The sequence below is a fragment of the Fodinicurvata fenggangensis DSM 21160 genome (genome assembly GCF_000686045.1).
Classification (GTDB): domain Bacteria; phylum Pseudomonadota; class Alphaproteobacteria; order Kiloniellales; family DSM-21159; genus Fodinicurvata; species Fodinicurvata fenggangensis.
This window is the reverse complement of record NZ_JMLV01000014.1, coordinates 15083-31716: the sequence shown is the minus strand read 5'-3', so window position 1 is coordinate 31716 and position 16634 is coordinate 15083. Positions and strand designations below refer to the sequence as shown.

Below are 16634 nucleotides of genomic sequence, written 5' to 3'. Positions count from 1 at the left end.
ACAAAGCCGAAGGCTTGCGTCTTTTCTTTCCACACAGATCGTCACTGCCCCCAACTGTCAGGAAGCACTCAAACTCAGCCTGCGTATGGGAAGTTTGCTCCTGAAGTCGGACCATGCACAGGCCGAACTCTCACTAAACGGAGTCGATGGCGAACGCACGAGCTACACAAGCAAGCGCGCACGCAAAGACGACATTTCGTCCATACACCCCTTGTCACTCAGGTTCGATGACAAGACGCCGCTTGGAGAGAATGCGGTTCTGCAGGTCCAATTCCTGGCCTGCAGGCGCCCGAAGAACAAGGAATTGACCGAAATGGTCCTTTCCCGCCTCTATCCCGCCCTTGTTTGTCGGGCCAGGGCGGATAGGGCCGAGACGAGCCACCGTCTGTTCAAGGATATCCTGCATGCCGCTGGCGATGCCATCCTGACCATCGATCAGTCACGAAACATCCTGCTTTTCAACGAACAGGCCCAGCGGTTGTTCGGATACACCTCAGAGGAAATCATCGGCAAACCTCTGCAAACCCTCATCCCCCATGAGGTGCAAGCCGCCCATGAAGCCCGTATCAGTGAATTTATGTCCCGGCCCGATCATTCGAAGTCCATGGGGCGCCGACCTGAGGTCTTTGGTCGGCGCAAGGATAACAGTCTATTCCCGGCCGATGTTTCCATAGCCAAGTCCACTAACGGCGATCAGACCCTGATGACCGCCGTTGTGCGTGATCTTACCCGTTTGCGGAACACCGAATACGCACTGCTTGAACGCGAAAGCGAGTTGGAGGAGATCATCGAGCGCATGCCGTTCGGTATTGCCATCTGCGGTGAGGACGATGGCCGGGTGCTTCTCGCGAACGACGCTTTCGTCGAGATGACACGCATGCCGGCCGAAGAGATCAAGGGCCTGCATGCCTCGGCATTCTTTGAGGGCCTCTCCGAGAGCTCACTGGCCCTGGAGCCGCTCTGGAGCCAGGCAACCTTCAAGGACATGGAAATCCCGATACGTCGAAGAGGGGCACCGAACGCCCACTCGATCGTCTCCACAGTTCGGCTGACCTACCAGGGAAAACGCACGGTCCTCTTCGGATGCAACGATATCAGCGCCCTGCTACAGGCCCTGGAGGAACTCAAGAAGCGCCAGGAGAAGCTGACACAGGCCCAGCATATAGCCAGGCTTGGAGATTGGGAATGGAACCTCTCCGACAACCAGCTCCACTGGTCAGATGAAGCAAGCCGCATCCTGGGGCCACAGCTTTCCACGACAACGGCCACTCCCGCCGATTTTCTGGAATGCGTGCACCCAGATGATAGGCACAAGGTGCAGGATGCCTTCGCTTCCGCTTCGACGACCCTCTCGCCGATCAGCGTGACTCTCCGATTGACACCTTCTCCGAAGGATCAATGCAGTGCAAACTCCTTCCCTCCGCATATCCGGCTTGAAGCGCGGCCGGAACAGCACGAAGACGGCAGTGCAGCCAAATGGGTCGGAACGATCCAGGACATCACCCAGCAAGCGCGCATCCATCAGGAACTGGTGGATGCGCGCAACACAGCCCTGGAAGCCAATCAGAGCAAGACGCGCTTCCTGGCAAACATGAGCCACGAACTGCGAACCCCGCTCAATGCCATCATCGGCTTCTCGGAGTTCATTTCCCAGGACCTGTTCGACGGTGACGTGCAGCGCTATCGCAGCTATGCCGAAGATATCCTGCGAAGTGGCAAGCACCTTCTCGATCTCGTGAATGATGTACTGGATTCCAGTCGGATCGAAAGCGGCAACATGCAATTGAACGAGGACTGCATCTGCCTCGCGGAAATCGCCCAGAATTGCCTCAAGATGATGCAGGGTCGAGCAGAAGAGAAGCACATCACCCTCTCCGTTGATCGCGCGCCTGACTTTCCATGGATCTATGCTGATTCTCGACTTTGTCGACAGATCTTTCTTAACCTTCTGGTCAATGCCGTGAAGTTTACGCAGGCAGGAAAGAAGGTCGGGGTCGACCTGAGAAGGGATACCACGGGGCGAGCGGTTGTTGAGGTCTGGGACAATGGCCTGGGAATTGCGGAAGAGAATCTCGATCGCATCCTCAGACCCTTCGAGCAGGTTGCCAGCGATCCCTATGCCCAGCATGAGGGGGTTGGTCTCGGGCTCTCACTCTGCAAGCGATTTGCCGAACTGCATGATGCGGAACTGATTTTGGAAAGCGAGGTTGGTTCAGGTACCTCGGCTCGCGTTATCTTTCCTGCAGATAGAAGCATCGAGACTCCAGAAACCTGCAAGGCTAGCGTCCAGAAAGCCTGAGCCACTCCAAGGTTACCCTGTCATCTTGCCCGTTTCACTGTAGCTGTTCCTGCTCTAGTATCCGGGGGATGCCGTCGCGTTCCGCCCACCTTGTCCAACTGACCGCTCTACTGCCGTTTGCGGTCGGGCTATGGCTGTCGTTCGCGGGACTCGCCGCGGCGCAGGAGGGTGAGGAAGCCGATACCGAAGAAGCCGGGGAACAGCTGGAAGAGGTGGAACGGGCCCTGGAGCGTGACCGCGAGCGGGCCCGCAAACTCGAGGAACAGGCGGAAAGCCTGCGAACGGAAATCCAGGAAGTCCGTGGCGAGAGTGTTGAAGTGGCCGCCTCGGTCCAGGAACTGGAGTCAGAGATCACCCAGCTGGAACTGCTGCTGGCGGTTCATCATGTACGGGCCCTGCGCCTGGATGTGTCCCTGACACGGCGCAAGGGCCAGCTTGCCGATACCCTGGCGGCCCTGCAACGCATTGCCGTCTTTCCTCCGGACGCCGTGCTCGGCGCCCCCGGACAACCGCTGGACAGCCTGCGCAGCGCCATGCTGCTGAGCGATGCCATACCACAGATGGAACGACAGGCGGCGACGATACGCAGGGAACTTGAGGAACAACAGGCGCTGGAAACCGAGATTCTCAGCCAGCGCGACAAGCTGACAGAGCGGCGCCGCCAACTGGAGGACGAGCAGCAGCAACTTGAACGCCTGGCCGAACGCAAGCGCGCCCTTGAGGAAGAAGCACGCGCTGAACGAGCGCGCACCGAAGAACGCCTGAACACCCTCGCCGACCAGGCCGACGACCTGCGCGATCTGATTGCAAGCCTGGAGGCCGAGGCCGAGCGTGAGCGGAAACGCCGGGAAGCCGAGGCCCGTGCAGCGGCGGAGGCCGCCGCCCGTGCCCAGCGGCTGCGTGAAGAGGCCCAGCGTGCGGAAGAGGAACGCCGCGCCGACCAGGAACGCGCACGGCAGGAAGCCGAAGCCGCGGAACGGGAAGCCGACGAAGCACGTGAGCGACAGCAGGCCGCTCTGCCCAGCCAGCCGCCCTCAAACCTGCGCAATTTCCCGGACCAGCCGGGTGGCCTGGTGATGCCGGCCCGAGGCAGCGTAACCGCCGGTTTTGGCGACCAGCATCCCCATCTGGAAGGGGAGGATTCCGAAGGTGTAATCCTGCGTACACGCAAGGCTGCACAGGTCGTGGCGCCCTTTGACGGAAAGGTGGCCTATGCCGGCCCCTTCCGTCGTTACGGGCTTATCTTGATCATTGAGCATGACGAACGATATCATTCCCTCCTGGCTGGCTTCGACCGCCTTTCGGCGGAAGCTGGCCAGTGGGTCATGGCAGGCGAACCTGTCGGTTCCATGAAGGAATCGGGTGACGAAGACCCGGAACTTTACATAGAGTTGAGGCGGGCCGGCCAACCCATCGACCCCCTGCCGTGGCTCGAAACAAGCAGAAATGAGGCGCAAGGCTGATGCGATTTCTCCTATCCGTGACACTGGCCGCTGTTTTTCTGATCAGCGCGCCAGCCTTTTCCCAAGACGAGGAAAATGACGATACCTACAAGCAACTGAAGCTTTTCGGTGAAGTCTTCGAGCGCGTGCGCGCCGATTTCGTGGAAGAAGTCAGCGATCGCGAACTGATCGAAGCCGCGATCGAAGGCATGCTCGCCGACCTGGACCCGCATTCGGGCTATCTTGACAGCGAAAGCTTCAAGGACATGCGCGAACAGACTCGCGGGGAGTTCGGCGGCCTGGGCATCGAGGTCACGATGGAGGACGGGGTGGTCAAGGTGGTTTCGCCCATCGACGACACACCGGCCTTCCGTGCCGGCGTCCAGGCGGGAGACCTGATCACGCACATTGACGGCGAACCCATCATGGGCATGAACCTGAACGAAGCTGTCAAGCTTATGCGCGGGCCCGTAGACACGAACATCGAGGTCACCATCCGGCGCGGCAACGAAGAGCCCTTTGACCTGGAGATCACGCGCGACATCATCCAGGTCCAGTCCGTGCGCAGCCGAGTCGAGGAGGACATCGGCTACATCCGCCTGACCTCCTTCACGGAGCAGACCATGAGCGGACTCGAGGAAGCATTCGGGGAGATTCGTGATGAGCTGGGCGATGACATGAAAGGAATTGTCCTGGACATGCGCAACAATCCCGGCGGCCTCCTGGATCAGGCCATCAGCGTCAGTGACGCCTTCCTGGACCGCGGCGAGATCGTCTCCACGCGGGGCCGGACCGAGGACGAAGCCCAGCGCTGGAATGCGGAAGGCGGGGACATGGCAGAAGGCCTGCCCATTGTTGTCCTGATCAACGGCGGCTCGGCATCGGCATCGGAGATCGTGGCCGGCGCGCTGCAGGATCATCGTCGCGCCATCGTCCTGGGCACCCCCTCCTTCGGAAAGGGATCCGTCCAGACGGTCATTCCGCTTTCCGGGAACGGTGCCATGCGCCTGACCACGGCGCGTTATTACACGCCCAGCGGCCGCTCGATCCAGGCCAAGGGCATCGAGCCGGATATCCTGGTAGAGCAGGCACGCTTGGAGAAACTGGACAACGGCCGCATTCGCCGTGAAGAGGACCTGCCCCGCCATTTGGAGAATGATTTCGATAACGGGGTTCCCACGGAAATCGAAACGCCTGACTCTCAGGAGCAGGGCAACAGCGAGGATGAAGAGGAACCGATGGTCTCGCCCGAGGATCAAGGGGATCCCGAGCAGGACTACCAGCTGGCACGGGCCCTCGATCTTCTGCGCGGCCTGTCGCTTCTCAGTCAGTTGGAAATGAACTGAGCTCGCACAGAAGCGCCAGGATAGATCAGGGGGGTTGGGGAAGAACGTGGCCGCTGAGCGCAAAGGGCGAAGAACAGGGCTGATCGCGCTGCTGCTGGGCTGGGGCATCCTGCTTGCCGGACTGACTGTCCTGGCAGTCTGGCTGTTCACCCGGCCACCCGAACCGGCATCCTATTCCCAGGAGCAGTTTGCCTATCAGGAGGTCCTGCCCGAAGGGCCCGAGGACGACCCCACCCCCGGGCCCGAAGCGGCTGATTCCGATCCCGAGCAGGAACGCACATCGCAGCAGGCCACTGCCGAGGGGGACCTGACCCGTCCTCCGGAGTTGCGGGGTGAGAACGAAGCCGCCCCCAGGGTACAGGACGCCCCACTGATCGACGCTGGCGAGGAAGACTCGCAACCTCTGCAGGACACGACATCACCACCGGAAGTCCCAGCCATCCCTGATACCTCCGACATACCCGAAGCAGTAGAAGCCGAGGTCCAGAAAGAGATATCGGAAACGGAAGGCAGCCCGGATACAGCCTCCGAAAAATCTCCCCCTGAGGAGGCCCCGGAAGCCGACCTGGCAGAGGAATCAGAAACCATCCTGGAAGGCAGCAAAGAGGATCCGGACAACGAGGACACAACGACAGGCGACGCGGCAGACCGTCAACAGCCGGCTTTTGCTCCGCCCCAGTCCTCGCCCGGCCTGCCACCGCCGCCAATTCCGGCCCGCGACGACAGCGCGGACAGCGAAGATGACGAAGACGCAGACGAGAGGGACACAGAGGTCGCGCCAGAAGAGGTGAGTGAACCACCTCAGCCAGACAGCCCGGCGGAGCCGGCGGATAGCGAACAGGAAGCCACGACACCTCGCAGCGGCACGCCAGCCTGGCAGCGCTATGCGCAGCCCTTCGAGCCTGCTGCCGACAAACCGATGATCGCCATTGTCATCACCGGCCTGGGTTTGTCGGAAGGCGCAACGGAAGCGGCCATTCGCCAGCTCCCCGCTGAGATCACTCTGTCCTTCAGTCCCTATGCGCGCCGAATCGACGAATGGATTGCCCTGGCGCGCTCGCAGGGACACGAAGTCTTGCTGGACCTGCCCATGGAACCTGAGACCTTTCCTGAGGACGACCCTGGTCCGCAGGCGATCCTGACCGAGTTGGGTCCGCAGGAAAATGCCGAGCGCCTGCAGTGGGTCCTGTCACGCGGCAGTGCCTATCTGGGTGTGGCCGGTACGGAAGGCGGTGGCTTCACGGCAGCACGTGGTGCCATTGATCCACTGTTCGAACGCCTGGCCCAGGATGGCCTGGTCTTCCTGGGCAACCCGATGGAAGGCCAGCAGGCCATGCGCGAAGCCGCAAGCCTTGCCGGGCTGCCCCTGCTTTTCAGTGACCGCATCCTGGATCAGCAGGCCGCCAGCCGGGCCGTGATCGATGCCGGTTTGACGGCCACCGAGCGGACAGCCCTGTCTGAAGGCCAGGCCGTGGCCGTGGCACGCCCCTATCCGGTCAGCCTGGAACGCCTCCAGAGCTGGACCGAGCAATTGCCCGAGCGGGGCGTGCAACTGGCCCCGCTCAGTGCACTTGTCCGCCAGTAGCGGTAAATGCAATGTCCTGTTACAAGAAAAGCATCCTGAGCGAATGTCCAACTCTCCCTACGACCCCAACAGCGACCTGACCCTGACACCACAGGAGATCGAAAAGCTTCCCTATCGCCCCGGCGTGGGAATCGTTCTGTTCAACCGTGATGGGCGAGTCTTCACAGCCCAGCGCATCGACATGGCCAGCGATGCCTGGCAGATGCCCCAGGGCGGGATTGATCCCGACGAGGATCCACGTGCGGCGCTTTTTCGCGAACTCGAGGAGGAAACCGGTGTCCGCAATGCGGAACTGCTGGCCGAAAGCCGGGACTGGCTCAGCTACGACCTGCCCCATGACCTGGTGCCGAAGATCTGGCGCGGTCGCTTCCGGGGCCAGCAGCAGAAATGGTATGCGCTGAAGTTTCTGGGCGATGAGAATGAAATTGATATCGGCGGTCCTCACGCCGAATTCTCGACCTGGAATTGGCGCCCCCTGCCCGAGACACCCCAGTTGATCGTGCCATTCAAACGGAAACTCTACGAACGGGTGGTGGACGAATTTGGCCACCTGGCAGAGCGTATCCGTACGCGCGGGACCTGAACGGCAGGCCGCCCGGAAAATCAGGCCCGGAAAATCAGCCCAAAATTCAGGCAGCGGCAGCCGTTGCTGCCTCAGCTCTGCGCTGCTTCGACTTCATGAGATGATAGGCCGCTTTCGCGAGCAGTTGTGCCGTGCGCCCGCGCGGATTCAGGCCGGCCGCCTTGCAGGTCATGGCGGCTGCCCGCTCGACACGGACCGGCTTGTAGATGGCAAGGGCCCGGTTCATGTAGGCCTTGCTCCAGCGCTTGCGGTCGTAATCCTCGTTCGCGGGCGTATTGGCCGCGTAATAGGCATAGGCCAACTCGTCATCCTCGGTCTCGCGCACCCGACCCAGGGCGATCATCAGGCGCCGCAGCTTACCGATGCGCTCATGGTCCAGATAGCGGCGCAGATGTGTGTAGAACAGCTTGTAATGGCGCAATTCGTCGGCCGCGATGCGCTGGCAGATATCCTTCAGCACGGGCTCTTCGGTGCTGTCCGCCAGGGACCCGTAATAGGATGAGGTCCCCACCTCGACGATACAGCGGGCCACAAGCTCGCCACAACGTGAACCGCGCACGGAGGAGGTGGCTTCCACATCGACGCTGAAGCCGTCGCGGAAGCGTTTTACGGCGCTGTCGAAGTCGAACTCGGGATCGACCATCTGGGCCCAGCGGCCAAGGGCTTCGCCGTGTTGGACCTCTTCCGCCGCCCACTGCCGGGCGGCCTCCTGGAACTCGGGGTCGTCCCCGAAAACGTTGCAGAGATAGTCGGCATAGTCATCGCCGTTGTATTCCACAAGGCTGGCGGCCTTGATCAACTTGATCATCTCGGGATCGGTTTTGGAACGGTCGAAGCTGTTCCAGTCTATGTCATCGAGAGTCCAGTGCCCAGCCGACATGTTATCCGCCCTTCCTGAAATCCATGCACCCCTTTGCAGGTTCCTGCATATGTAGGGAAAAGCAGGATTGCTCGCAAGAGTACGCTTTGACTCGGCATTCTGCGCTGACCGTCCTTGCAGACAGGGGCGCGAACAAAAAAGCCGCCGCTGGCATCCCTGCTCAAGCGGCGGCCTGTGCGGTGCGGGCCCGCTGGATCAGAATGTCTCCAGGGCCCTCAGTTTTTCTTCCAGGACATTCACCTGCTTGGCAGCTTCGGTCTTTTCTATCTCGTTCTTGGCGTCTTCCAGGTCCTCGCGCGCATCCTTCAGTGCCCGCTCGGTTGCGCCACGATCGATCTCGTCAAAGGCCTCGACACTGTCGGCCAGGACCGTGCAGCGTTCCTGGGTCACCTCGGCAAAGCCCCCACCGACAAAGATGCGGCGGCTGACCATACTGCGGTTTTCCTCATAAACGGAAATGACACCCGGCCGAACGGTGGAAATCATCGGAGCATGGCGTGGCAGGACGCCGAAGTCGCCTTCCGCGCCGGGCACCACCACCATGGCAACCTCTCCCGAATGGAGAAGTTGTTCCGGTGAAACCAGTTCGAACTGCGTTTTTTCCATGACCTTTTCGTCTCTATCCTGTCTGTCGGGCCTCGGCCTGCCTCAGGGCTGCAATCAGGCAGCCTCTTCGGCCATCTTCCTGGCCTTCTCGACGGCCTTGTCGATCGTGCCGACCATGTAGAAGGCGCCTTCCGGAAGATGGTCGTACTCGCCTTCCACCAGACCCTTGAAGCCCTTGACGGTTTCCTCCAACGGAACCTGCACGCCCGGCGAGCCGGTGAAGACCTCGGCCACATCGAAGGGCTGGGACAGGAAGCGCTGGATCTTGCGGGCCCGCGAGACCGTCAGCTTGTCCTCCTCGGACAGCTCGTCCATGCCCAGGATGGCAATGATGTCCTGCAGCTGCTTGTACTGCTGCAGCGTCTCCTGGACCTTACGGGCCACGTCATAGTGTTCCTTGCCGACCACATCCGGCTCCAGGATACGACTGGTGGAGTCCAGCGGGTCAACAGCCGGATAGATGCCCAGCTCCGCGATCTGGCGGCTCAACACCGTGGTGGCATCAAGGTGCGCGAACGAGGTTGCCGGCGCCGGGTCGGTCAAGTCGTCGGCCGGAACGTAAATGGCCTGGACCGACGTGATCGAGCCCTTGTTGGTCGTGGTGATTCGCTCCTGCAGACCGCCCATGTCGGTGGCCAGCGTCGGCTGATAGCCCACTGCAGAAGGAATACGGCCCAGCAGCGCCGAGACCTCGGCGCCCGCCTGCGTGAAACGGAAGATGTTGTCCACGAAGAACAGAACGTCCTGGCCTTCATCGTCGCGGAAGTACTCGGCCACGGTCAGGCCGGTCAGGGCGACACGCGCACGCGCACCAGGCGGCTCGTTCATCTGGCCATAGACGAGCGCTGCCTTGGAATCACTGCCGTCGGTCTTGATGACGCCGGAGTCCATCATTTCGTGATAGAGGTCGTTGCCCTCGCGTGTGCGCTCGCCGACGCCGGCAAAGACGGAGTAACCGCCGTGCGTCTTGGCGATGTTGTTGATCAACTCCATGATCAGAACGGTCTTACCGACACCGGCACCCCCGAACAGGCCGATCTTGCCGCCCTTGGCATAGGGCGCAAGCAGGTCGATGACCTTGATGCCCGTGATCAGGATTTCCGATTCCGTGTTCTGGTCCGCATAGGTCGGTGCCGAACGGTGAATCGGTGCCTTGTTCTTGGTCTTGACCTCGCCACGCTCGTCAATCGGCTCACCGATGACGTTCATGATGCGCCCCAGGGTCTCGGGACCAACCGGGACCTCGATTGGCGAGCCCGTATCCGTCACTTCCTGGCCGCGAACCAGGCCCTCGGTGGCGTCCATGGCAATCGTGCGCACACCATGCTCACCCAGATGCTGAGCAACCTCCAGGACCAGGCGGTTGCCGTGGTTGTCGGTTTCCAGCGCATTGAGAATGTCCGGCAGGTCACCGTCGAACTGCACGTCTACCACCGGTCCCAGGACCTGGGTGATCTTTCCGACGAGGTTCTTGGCCATCGTGTCTGCTCCTTATCGTGCCTCTACTGCGATCCAGCGCGGCCTAGACAGCGCTACATCGCCTCCTTGGCGGAGATGATTTCAATCAGTTCCTTGGTAATCTCGGCCTGACGCGTCCGGTTGTAGACCAGGGTCAGGTCCTTGATCATTTCCTCGGCATTCCGGGTCGCATTGTCCATTGCGGTCATCCGCGCCCCGTTCTCACTGGCGTTGTTCTCGAGGATCGCCTTGTAGATCTGTACCGCCAGGTTCCGCGGCAGCAGTTCCTTCAGGATCTCTTCCTCGTCCGGCTCGTAATCGTACACGAACCCGGCCTGCTTTTCAGCCTGCGCCTCTTCCTCGGCCGCTTCCAGGTTTGCACTATGCTCTTCATCGAAGGGCACGAGCTGCTGGCGGGTCACGATCTGACTGATCGCCGACTTGAAGCGGGCATAGAAAAGCGTGCAGACATCGAATTCACCCTGATCGAAGCGGTTCAGGACGTCCTGGGCGATGGCATGAGCCTTGTCGAAGGTCGGCCGCGGTTTGGTGACACCCTCGACGGTCTCCAGGATGTCGTTCCCATGCTGCCGCCTCAACTGGTCACGGCCCTTGCGTCCTACACAGATGATCTTGACCGTCTTGCCCTCGGACTTGAGCTGCTCGATATGCTTGCGGGCATCCCGCACGATCGAGCTGTTGAAGCCGCCGCAAAGACCACGGTCGGCCGTGGCCACGATCAGCAGGTGGACATCATCCTTGCCCGTTCCGGTCAGCAGCTTCGGACCGTTGCTGCCCTGCACGGACCCTGCCAGCGACCCGAGCATGCGGGCCATACGATCCGCATAGGGGCGCGAGGCCTCGACCTGCTCCTGGGCACGACGCAACTTCGCCGCCGCAACCATCTTCATGGCCGAGGTTATCTTCTGCGTCGACTTGACGCTGCTGATCCGGGAGCGCAGCTCCTTGAGGCTAGCCATATCGCTTCAACCGACTTTCCGTAATGCGGGGACCGATCAGACGTAGGTCTTGACGAAGTCTTCCAGGAAGGACTTCAGCTTGTCGTCCGTCTCGCTCGACAGGTCCTTCTCCTTGCGGATCGTCTCCAGGATATCCTTGCCCTTGTCCCGAAGCTCATCAAGGTACTTGGCCTCGAAGTCCTGGACCTTGTTGACGGCAACGCCATCCAGGAAACCGCGGACACCAGCATAGACCACACAAGTCTGTTCTTCGAACGGCAGCGGCCTGTACTGGGGCTGCTTCAGCAACTCCGTCAGACGCGCGCCGCGACTGAGAAGCTTCTGTGTGGAAGCATCCAGGTCCGAGGCGAACTGTGCGAAGGCCTCCATCTCGCGGAACTGCGCCAGTTCCAGCTTGATGGTGCCGGCCACCTTCTTCATGGCCTTGGTCTGCGCGGCCGACCCCACACGAGAGACCGACAGGCCGACGTTCACGGCGGGGCGGACACCCTTGTAGAACAGACTGGTCTCCAGGAAGATCTGGCCGTCCGTAATGGAAATGACGTTGGTCGGAATATAGGCACCCACGTCACCGGCCTGCGTCTCGATGATCGGCAGGGCGGTCAAGGAGCCCGCGCCATGCTCGTCGTTCATCTTCGCCGCGCGCTCCAGCAGACGGGAGTGCAGATAGAAGACATCGCCCGGGAAGGCCTCGCGGCCCGGCGGACGGCGCAGCAGCAGCGACATCTGGCGATAGGCGACGGCCTGCTTGGACAGATCGTCGTAGCAGATGACGGCATGCATGCCGTTGTCACGGAAGTACTCGCCCATGGCACAGCCCGTGTAGGGCGCCAGGAACTGCAGCGGCGCTGCATCAGAAGCCGTGGCGGCCACCACGATGGAGTATTCCATCGCACCCTGCTCTTCCAGGGTCTTCACCAGCTTGGCGACGGAGGAACGCTTCTGGCCGACCGCGACATAGATGCAGTAGAGCTTCTTCGATTCCTCGGCATCTGCGTTCGTATGCTTCTGGTTGATGAAGGCATCGACGGCAATGGCGGTCTTGCCGGTCTGGCGGTCACCGATGATCAACTCACGCTGGCCACGGCCAATGGGGATCAGCGTGTCGATGGACTTGAGACCGGTCTGGACCGGCTCGTGCACCGACTTGCGCGGAATGATGCCCGGCGCCTTGACCTCGACCTGCGAGCGCTGCTCGGTCTTGATCGGGCCCTTGCCATCGATCGGGTTGCCCAGGGCGTCCACGACGCGGCCCAGCAACTCCTTGCCGATCGGCACGTCAACGATGCGACCCGTGCGCTTCACGGTATCGCCTTCCTTGATGCCCCGGTCCTCACCGAACAGGACGACACCGACGTTGTCGTTCTCCAGGTTCAGGGCCATGCCCTGAACGCCACCCGGGAACTCGACCAACTCACCGGCCTGAACATTATCCAGCCCGTAAACACGGGCCACGCCGTCCCCGACCGAGAGAACCTGGCCAACTTCGGCCACATCGGCATCGGCACCGAAATTCTCGATCTGTTCCTTGAGGATCGCCGATATTTCCGCGGCGCGGATGTCCATCACCCAACCCCTTTCATCGCGAACTGAAGTCTCTGCAGCTTACTCTTGATCGACGTATCGACCATGCGGCTGCCAACCATGACGATCAGACCACCAAGCAGGTCCGGATCGACTTTGACATTGAGCTGCACCTTGCCCCCCACCGACTTGGCGATGGTGTCGAGTAACGCTTTTTCCTGCGTTTTCGTCAGGGACGTGGCAGCGGTGACATCGGCACTGATCTCGCCGCGGCGGTGCGCCAGCTCGGCAAGATAGGCCTCTATGATTTCGGGAAGCGCGAACAAGCGGCGATTCTGTGCAATCACCAGAACGAAACGCCGGGTCAGATCGTCGGCGCCGGCCTTCTCGAGCACAGCCTGCATCGCTTTGGCTTGCTGATCGCGCCCATAAAGCGGGCTGCGAATGAGGGTCTGCAGATCACTGCTCTCCTCAATCAGCTTCTTGAGCTCACGCAGATTCTCGGCCACGGCGTCGAGGGACTTCGCCTCGTCCGCCAAATCGAACAAAGCAAGGGCATAGCGCCCCGCCAGACCGTCTTTGGAGGTCGTATTTCCTGCCAAACCCCAGTCGCTCCCCGGAAAGAAAACAGTCCGCAACATGCCTCTGGGCACGTCGAACCGCTCGCTTTCGCTAAAACCCCGTTGCAGAACACCGCTTCGATACGGCGGCGCCTCTGCCTTGAGACCAAAAAATGAAACGCTTGAAACGGGTATGCCCCCGTTCGTGCGAGCGGTTGGTATCACAGGGGCAGGGGCAGTGCAAGCCGCGACGGCGGCATTTGTCGAAGCCGCGGCACAGCCCCGCCACGCCTTCAATTGAAACGCAGGCGTCCCGGCCAGGCCAACCGTTTCGCAGGGCTTTGCTTGACGGAAAGCGAAGGCGGGCACAGACTGCCCATGACTTCCTAGGGGTGTCCTCATGCGACATGAGGGCTGAGAGCCGCGGTTTCAAAGCGGAAACCCTTAGAACCTGATCCGGATCATGCCGGCGTTAGGGAACGGAAGGGACAGTCCGCACTGGACCGCTGCATCCGCAGCGGGCGGATTCGCCGCTCCCTCACCCGTCCATCCAAGCGCCGGCGCATATGAGGGAGAACTACTTTGCGCCGACTATCAGGCCTTCTTGCGGGCCTTTTCCTGCTTTTCACAAGCCCATCCGTCCACGCCCAAAGCGATGAACCGCTCGAGGTCCTGCTGGACTGGTTCGTCAATCCCGACCATGCCCCGCTGATCGTGGCGCAGGAGAAGGGATTCTTTGAAGATGCCGGGATCGAGGTCCGCTTCACCGAGCCGGCCGATCCCAACGATCCCCCCAAGCTGGTGGCCGCGGGCCGGGCCGACCTGGCCGTATCCTACCAACCCACCCTGCACATCCAGGCGACACAGGGCCTGCCCCTTGCGCGCATCGCCACACTGGTGGCCACGCCGCTCAACACCCTGCTTGCCCTGGAAGAGGGCCCGATAAAGCAGATCTCGGACCTTAAGGGGCGCAAGATCGGCTACTCCGTGGGCGGCGTCGAGGAAGCGGTCCTGGGCGCCATGCTCGAACGACACGACCTGACTCTGGATGATGTTGAACTGGTCAATGTGAACTTCTCGCTCAGCCCCGCTCTGATGAGCGGGCAGGTCGACGCCGTTATCGGTGCCTACAGGAACTTCGAACTGAACCAGCTGGATATCGAGGGCGCGCAGGGACGCGCCTTCTATGTCGAGGAGGAAGGCGTGCCCGCCTATGACGAACTGATCGTCCTGGCCCACAGCGAGAAGCTCGATGACCCGCGCCTGCCAGCCTTCGTCGAAGCCATGGAGCGGGGCGTCCAGTACCTGGTCAACCATCCTCAGGAGAGCTGGAAGCTCTTTGCCGGCTACAAGGACGACCTGGACGACGAACTGAACCGACGGGCCTGGAGCGACACCCTGCCCCGCTTCGCCCTGCGCCCGGCGGCCGTGGATTGGGGCCGTTACCGACGCTTCGCCGCCTTCCTGGAGGACGCCGGCATCATAACCGATCCCCCGCCACTGAGCGACTACGTCACCGACCTGTCCCGCAAACAAGGAGAGCGGCCATGAGCCAACCCGACAGCTTCGCGGCCTTCCAGAGCAAGAACCCGGATGCGGCCTTCCACGACTGGCTGCGCGAATCGGCCGAACCCTTCTGGACCCGAGCCACGGCCCACCGCTTCACCGAAGAACTGGCCGAGGGCACCCTGGACCCTCAGGCCTGTGCCCGCTACCTGGTCCAGGACTATGCCTTCGTCGACAGCTTCGTCAGCCTGCTCGGCTACGCCGTGGCCTATGCGCCGGCGATGCCAGAGAAACGTCCCTTTGCCGGCTTCCTGGCTGCGGTGACCAGCGAGGAGAACGACTATTTCCTGCGGTCCTTCCGGGCCCTGGGCGTGCCTGACACGGAGTGGCGAGAGCCCGAACTTGCGCCTGTGACGGCGGAACTGCTCTCCATTCTTCAGGATTCGGGCCGCAGCGGCTCCTATCCCCTGGTCCTGGCAACCCTGCTGGCGGCGGAGTGGAGCTATCTCACCTGGGGCCTGGCCTGCGGCGCACGCCGGCCGCGGGAATTCTGGATGGCGGAGTGGATCGACCTGCACGCCGTCCCGGAGTTCCAGCAATTTGTCACCTGGCTGCGTGACGAGACGTCACGCGTCGGCGCCGCGTCTCCGCCCGATGTCCAGCAGCAAATGTGCCGCACCTTCCGCCACATGATGCAACTGGAGGAACGCTTCTTCGACCATGCCTACACGCCCGAAACCGGGACATGACTCCGGGCTGCGACCTGGCAGCCGGGAAACTGGCAAGGCTGTGAATGCAAGAACCCCCGCAAGGCAGGCAACCTTGCGGGGGTTCTTTTGTCGTTTGCCGTGAAAGCGTATCAGCCGGCGTTGGATATCTGCTTGGCCTTGTTGACCAGGTTCTCGGCCTGTTTGATGGAGGCGATGTCGATCAGGCGACCGTCCAGGGTGACCGCACCGCGGCCTTCCTTCTGGGCCTGCTCCATGGCCGCCAGGATCTTGTTGGCACGCTCCACGTCCTTTTCGCTGGGTGCGAAGAGTTCGTTGGCCAGCTCCAGCTGCGAGGGATGAATGGCCCACTTGCCTTCGCAACCCAGAACGGCCGAGCGCAGGGCCTGGGCCTTGTAGCCCTCCTTGTCCTCGATGTCGCCGAAGGGCCCGTCCACGGGCCGCAGGCCATTGGCACGTGCGGCCACCACCATGCGGGCAATGGCATAGTGCCACATGTCACCCCAGTGGAAATCGCGGTTGCCCGAGCCGTCATCGTCGGTCAACACGCCGTAGTTCGGGTTCGGTCCACCGATGTTCGTGGTCATGGCGCGCGTCGAGGCGGCATAGTCCGCCACGCCGAAGTGCAGTGATTCGTTGCGCTTGCTGGCGCCGGCGATGGCATCGACGTTTGCCATGCCCTGGGCTGTCTCGATGATCATCTCGAAGCCGATCTGCTTCTTGCGTCCGACCGCCTGTTCGCACTGGGTCACCAGCATGTCGACGGCATAGATGTCCGCAGCCGTGCCGACCTTGGGGATCATCATCAGATCCAGGCGCTCGCCGGCCTGTTCGATGATGTCCACCACATCACGGTACATGTAGTGCGTATCCAGGCCGTTGAGGCGGACCGAAAGGGTTTTCTTGCCCCAGTCCAGTTCCTGCAGCGCCTTGATGATGTTCTTGCGCGCCTGCTCCTTGTCGTCGGGCGCCACGGCATCCTCGAGATCCAGGAAGATCACGTCGGCCGGGGCATCCGCGGCCTTTTCCAGGAAACGATAATTGCTGCCCGGAACCGCCAGTTCGCTGCGGTTCAGGCGGGCGGGGGCCTGCTCGATCGGTGTAAAGCTCATCTCGGGGTCCTTCCTCTTCCTTGAT

14 protein-coding genes and 1 riboswitch are annotated in these 16634 nt (G+C 61.6%); of the genes, 7 read left to right on the top strand and 7 right to left on the bottom strand.

Features of this window, described 5'->3' with window-relative positions; genetic code table 11:
- The first annotated feature begins 85 nt into the window (after positions 1–85).
- From BP38_RS21940 to BP38_RS0115790, 5 genes are all read left to right on the top strand, one after another.
- A complete protein-coding gene (locus tag BP38_RS21940; RefSeq protein ID WP_051609451.1) occupies positions 86–2299 on the top strand; it encodes a PAS domain S-box protein in 2214 nt (737 codons plus the stop codon).
- 68 nt (positions 2300–2367) lie between these two features.
- Positions 2368–3762: a murein hydrolase activator EnvC family protein gene (locus BP38_RS0115805; protein ID WP_026988531.1), complete on the top strand. Its 1395-nt coding sequence runs from the start codon at positions 2368–2370 to the stop codon at positions 3760–3762.
- On the top strand, positions 3762–5087 hold the full coding sequence (locus tag BP38_RS0115800) for a S41 family peptidase (RefSeq protein ID WP_026988530.1): 1326 nt from the start codon (positions 3762–3764) through the stop codon (positions 5085–5087). Before BP38_RS0115805 ends, BP38_RS0115800 begins: the two co-directional genes overlap by 1 nt.
- Before the next feature lie 46 nt (positions 5088–5133).
- Positions 5134–6672, top strand: coding sequence for a divergent polysaccharide deacetylase family protein (locus BP38_RS21935; protein ID WP_155992476.1), 1539 nt, complete (start codon positions 5134–5136; stop codon positions 6670–6672).
- Between the two features lie 43 nt (positions 6673–6715).
- Positions 6716–7255, top strand: coding sequence for an RNA pyrophosphohydrolase (locus BP38_RS0115790; protein ID WP_211250363.1), 540 nt, complete (start codon positions 6716–6718; stop codon positions 7253–7255).
- 46 nt (positions 7256–7301) lie between these two features.
- On the opposite strand, the gene BP38_RS0115785 is transcribed toward BP38_RS0115790, so the two are convergent.
- From BP38_RS0115785 to BP38_RS0115760, 6 genes are all read right to left on the bottom strand, one after another.
- Positions 7302–8135, bottom strand: coding sequence for an acyl-ACP desaturase (locus tag BP38_RS0115785; protein WP_026988528.1), 834 nt, complete (start codon positions 8133–8135; stop codon positions 7302–7304).
- A gap of 195 nt (positions 8136–8330) precedes the next feature.
- Positions 8331–8741: a F0F1 ATP synthase subunit epsilon gene (locus BP38_RS0115780; protein WP_026988527.1), complete on the bottom strand. Its 411-nt coding sequence runs from the start codon at positions 8739–8741 to the stop codon at positions 8331–8333.
- Between the two features lie 54 nt (positions 8742–8795).
- A complete protein-coding gene (atpD, locus tag BP38_RS0115775; protein WP_026988526.1) occupies positions 8796–10220 on the bottom strand; it encodes a F0F1 ATP synthase subunit beta in 1425 nt (474 codons plus the stop codon).
- A gap of 53 nt (positions 10221–10273) precedes the next feature.
- Positions 10274–11179 (bottom strand): F0F1 ATP synthase subunit gamma, encoded by a 906-nt coding sequence (locus BP38_RS0115770; protein ID WP_026988525.1) that lies wholly within the window; start codon positions 11177–11179, stop codon positions 10274–10276.
- 36 nt (positions 11180–11215) lie between these two features.
- Complete coding sequence (gene atpA, locus BP38_RS0115765; protein ID WP_026988524.1) at positions 11216–12745, bottom strand: F0F1 ATP synthase subunit alpha; 1530 nt, start codon at positions 12743–12745, stop codon at positions 11216–11218.
- A complete protein-coding gene (locus tag BP38_RS0115760; RefSeq protein WP_035725586.1) occupies positions 12745–13305 on the bottom strand; it encodes a F0F1 ATP synthase subunit delta in 561 nt (186 codons plus the stop codon). The genes atpA and BP38_RS0115760 overlap by 1 nt, the downstream gene beginning before the upstream one ends.
- Positions 13306–13641: 336 nt before the next feature.
- A riboswitch (TPP riboswitch) is annotated at positions 13642–13759 on the top strand.
- Positions 13760–13845: 86 nt separating this feature from the next.
- On the opposite strand from BP38_RS0115760, the gene BP38_RS0115755 reads away from it, so the two are divergent.
- Together BP38_RS0115755 and BP38_RS0115750 are read left to right on the top strand one after the other, a co-directional pair.
- Positions 13846–14814, top strand: a complete 969-nt coding sequence (locus tag BP38_RS0115755) for an ABC transporter substrate-binding protein (protein WP_026988522.1) — start codon at positions 13846–13848, stop codon at positions 14812–14814.
- On the top strand, positions 14811–15518 hold the full coding sequence (locus BP38_RS0115750; RefSeq protein WP_026988521.1) for a TenA family protein: 708 nt from the start codon (positions 14811–14813) through the stop codon (positions 15516–15518). Before BP38_RS0115755 ends, BP38_RS0115750 begins: the two co-directional genes overlap by 4 nt.
- Before the next feature lie 110 nt (positions 15519–15628).
- Here BP38_RS0115750 and BP38_RS0115745 read toward each other — a convergent pair whose 3' ends face one another.
- Positions 15629–16609, bottom strand: coding sequence for an HpcH/HpaI aldolase/citrate lyase family protein (locus BP38_RS0115745; protein ID WP_026988520.1), 981 nt, complete (start codon positions 16607–16609; stop codon positions 15629–15631).
- Positions 16610–16634 lie beyond the last annotated feature (25 nt).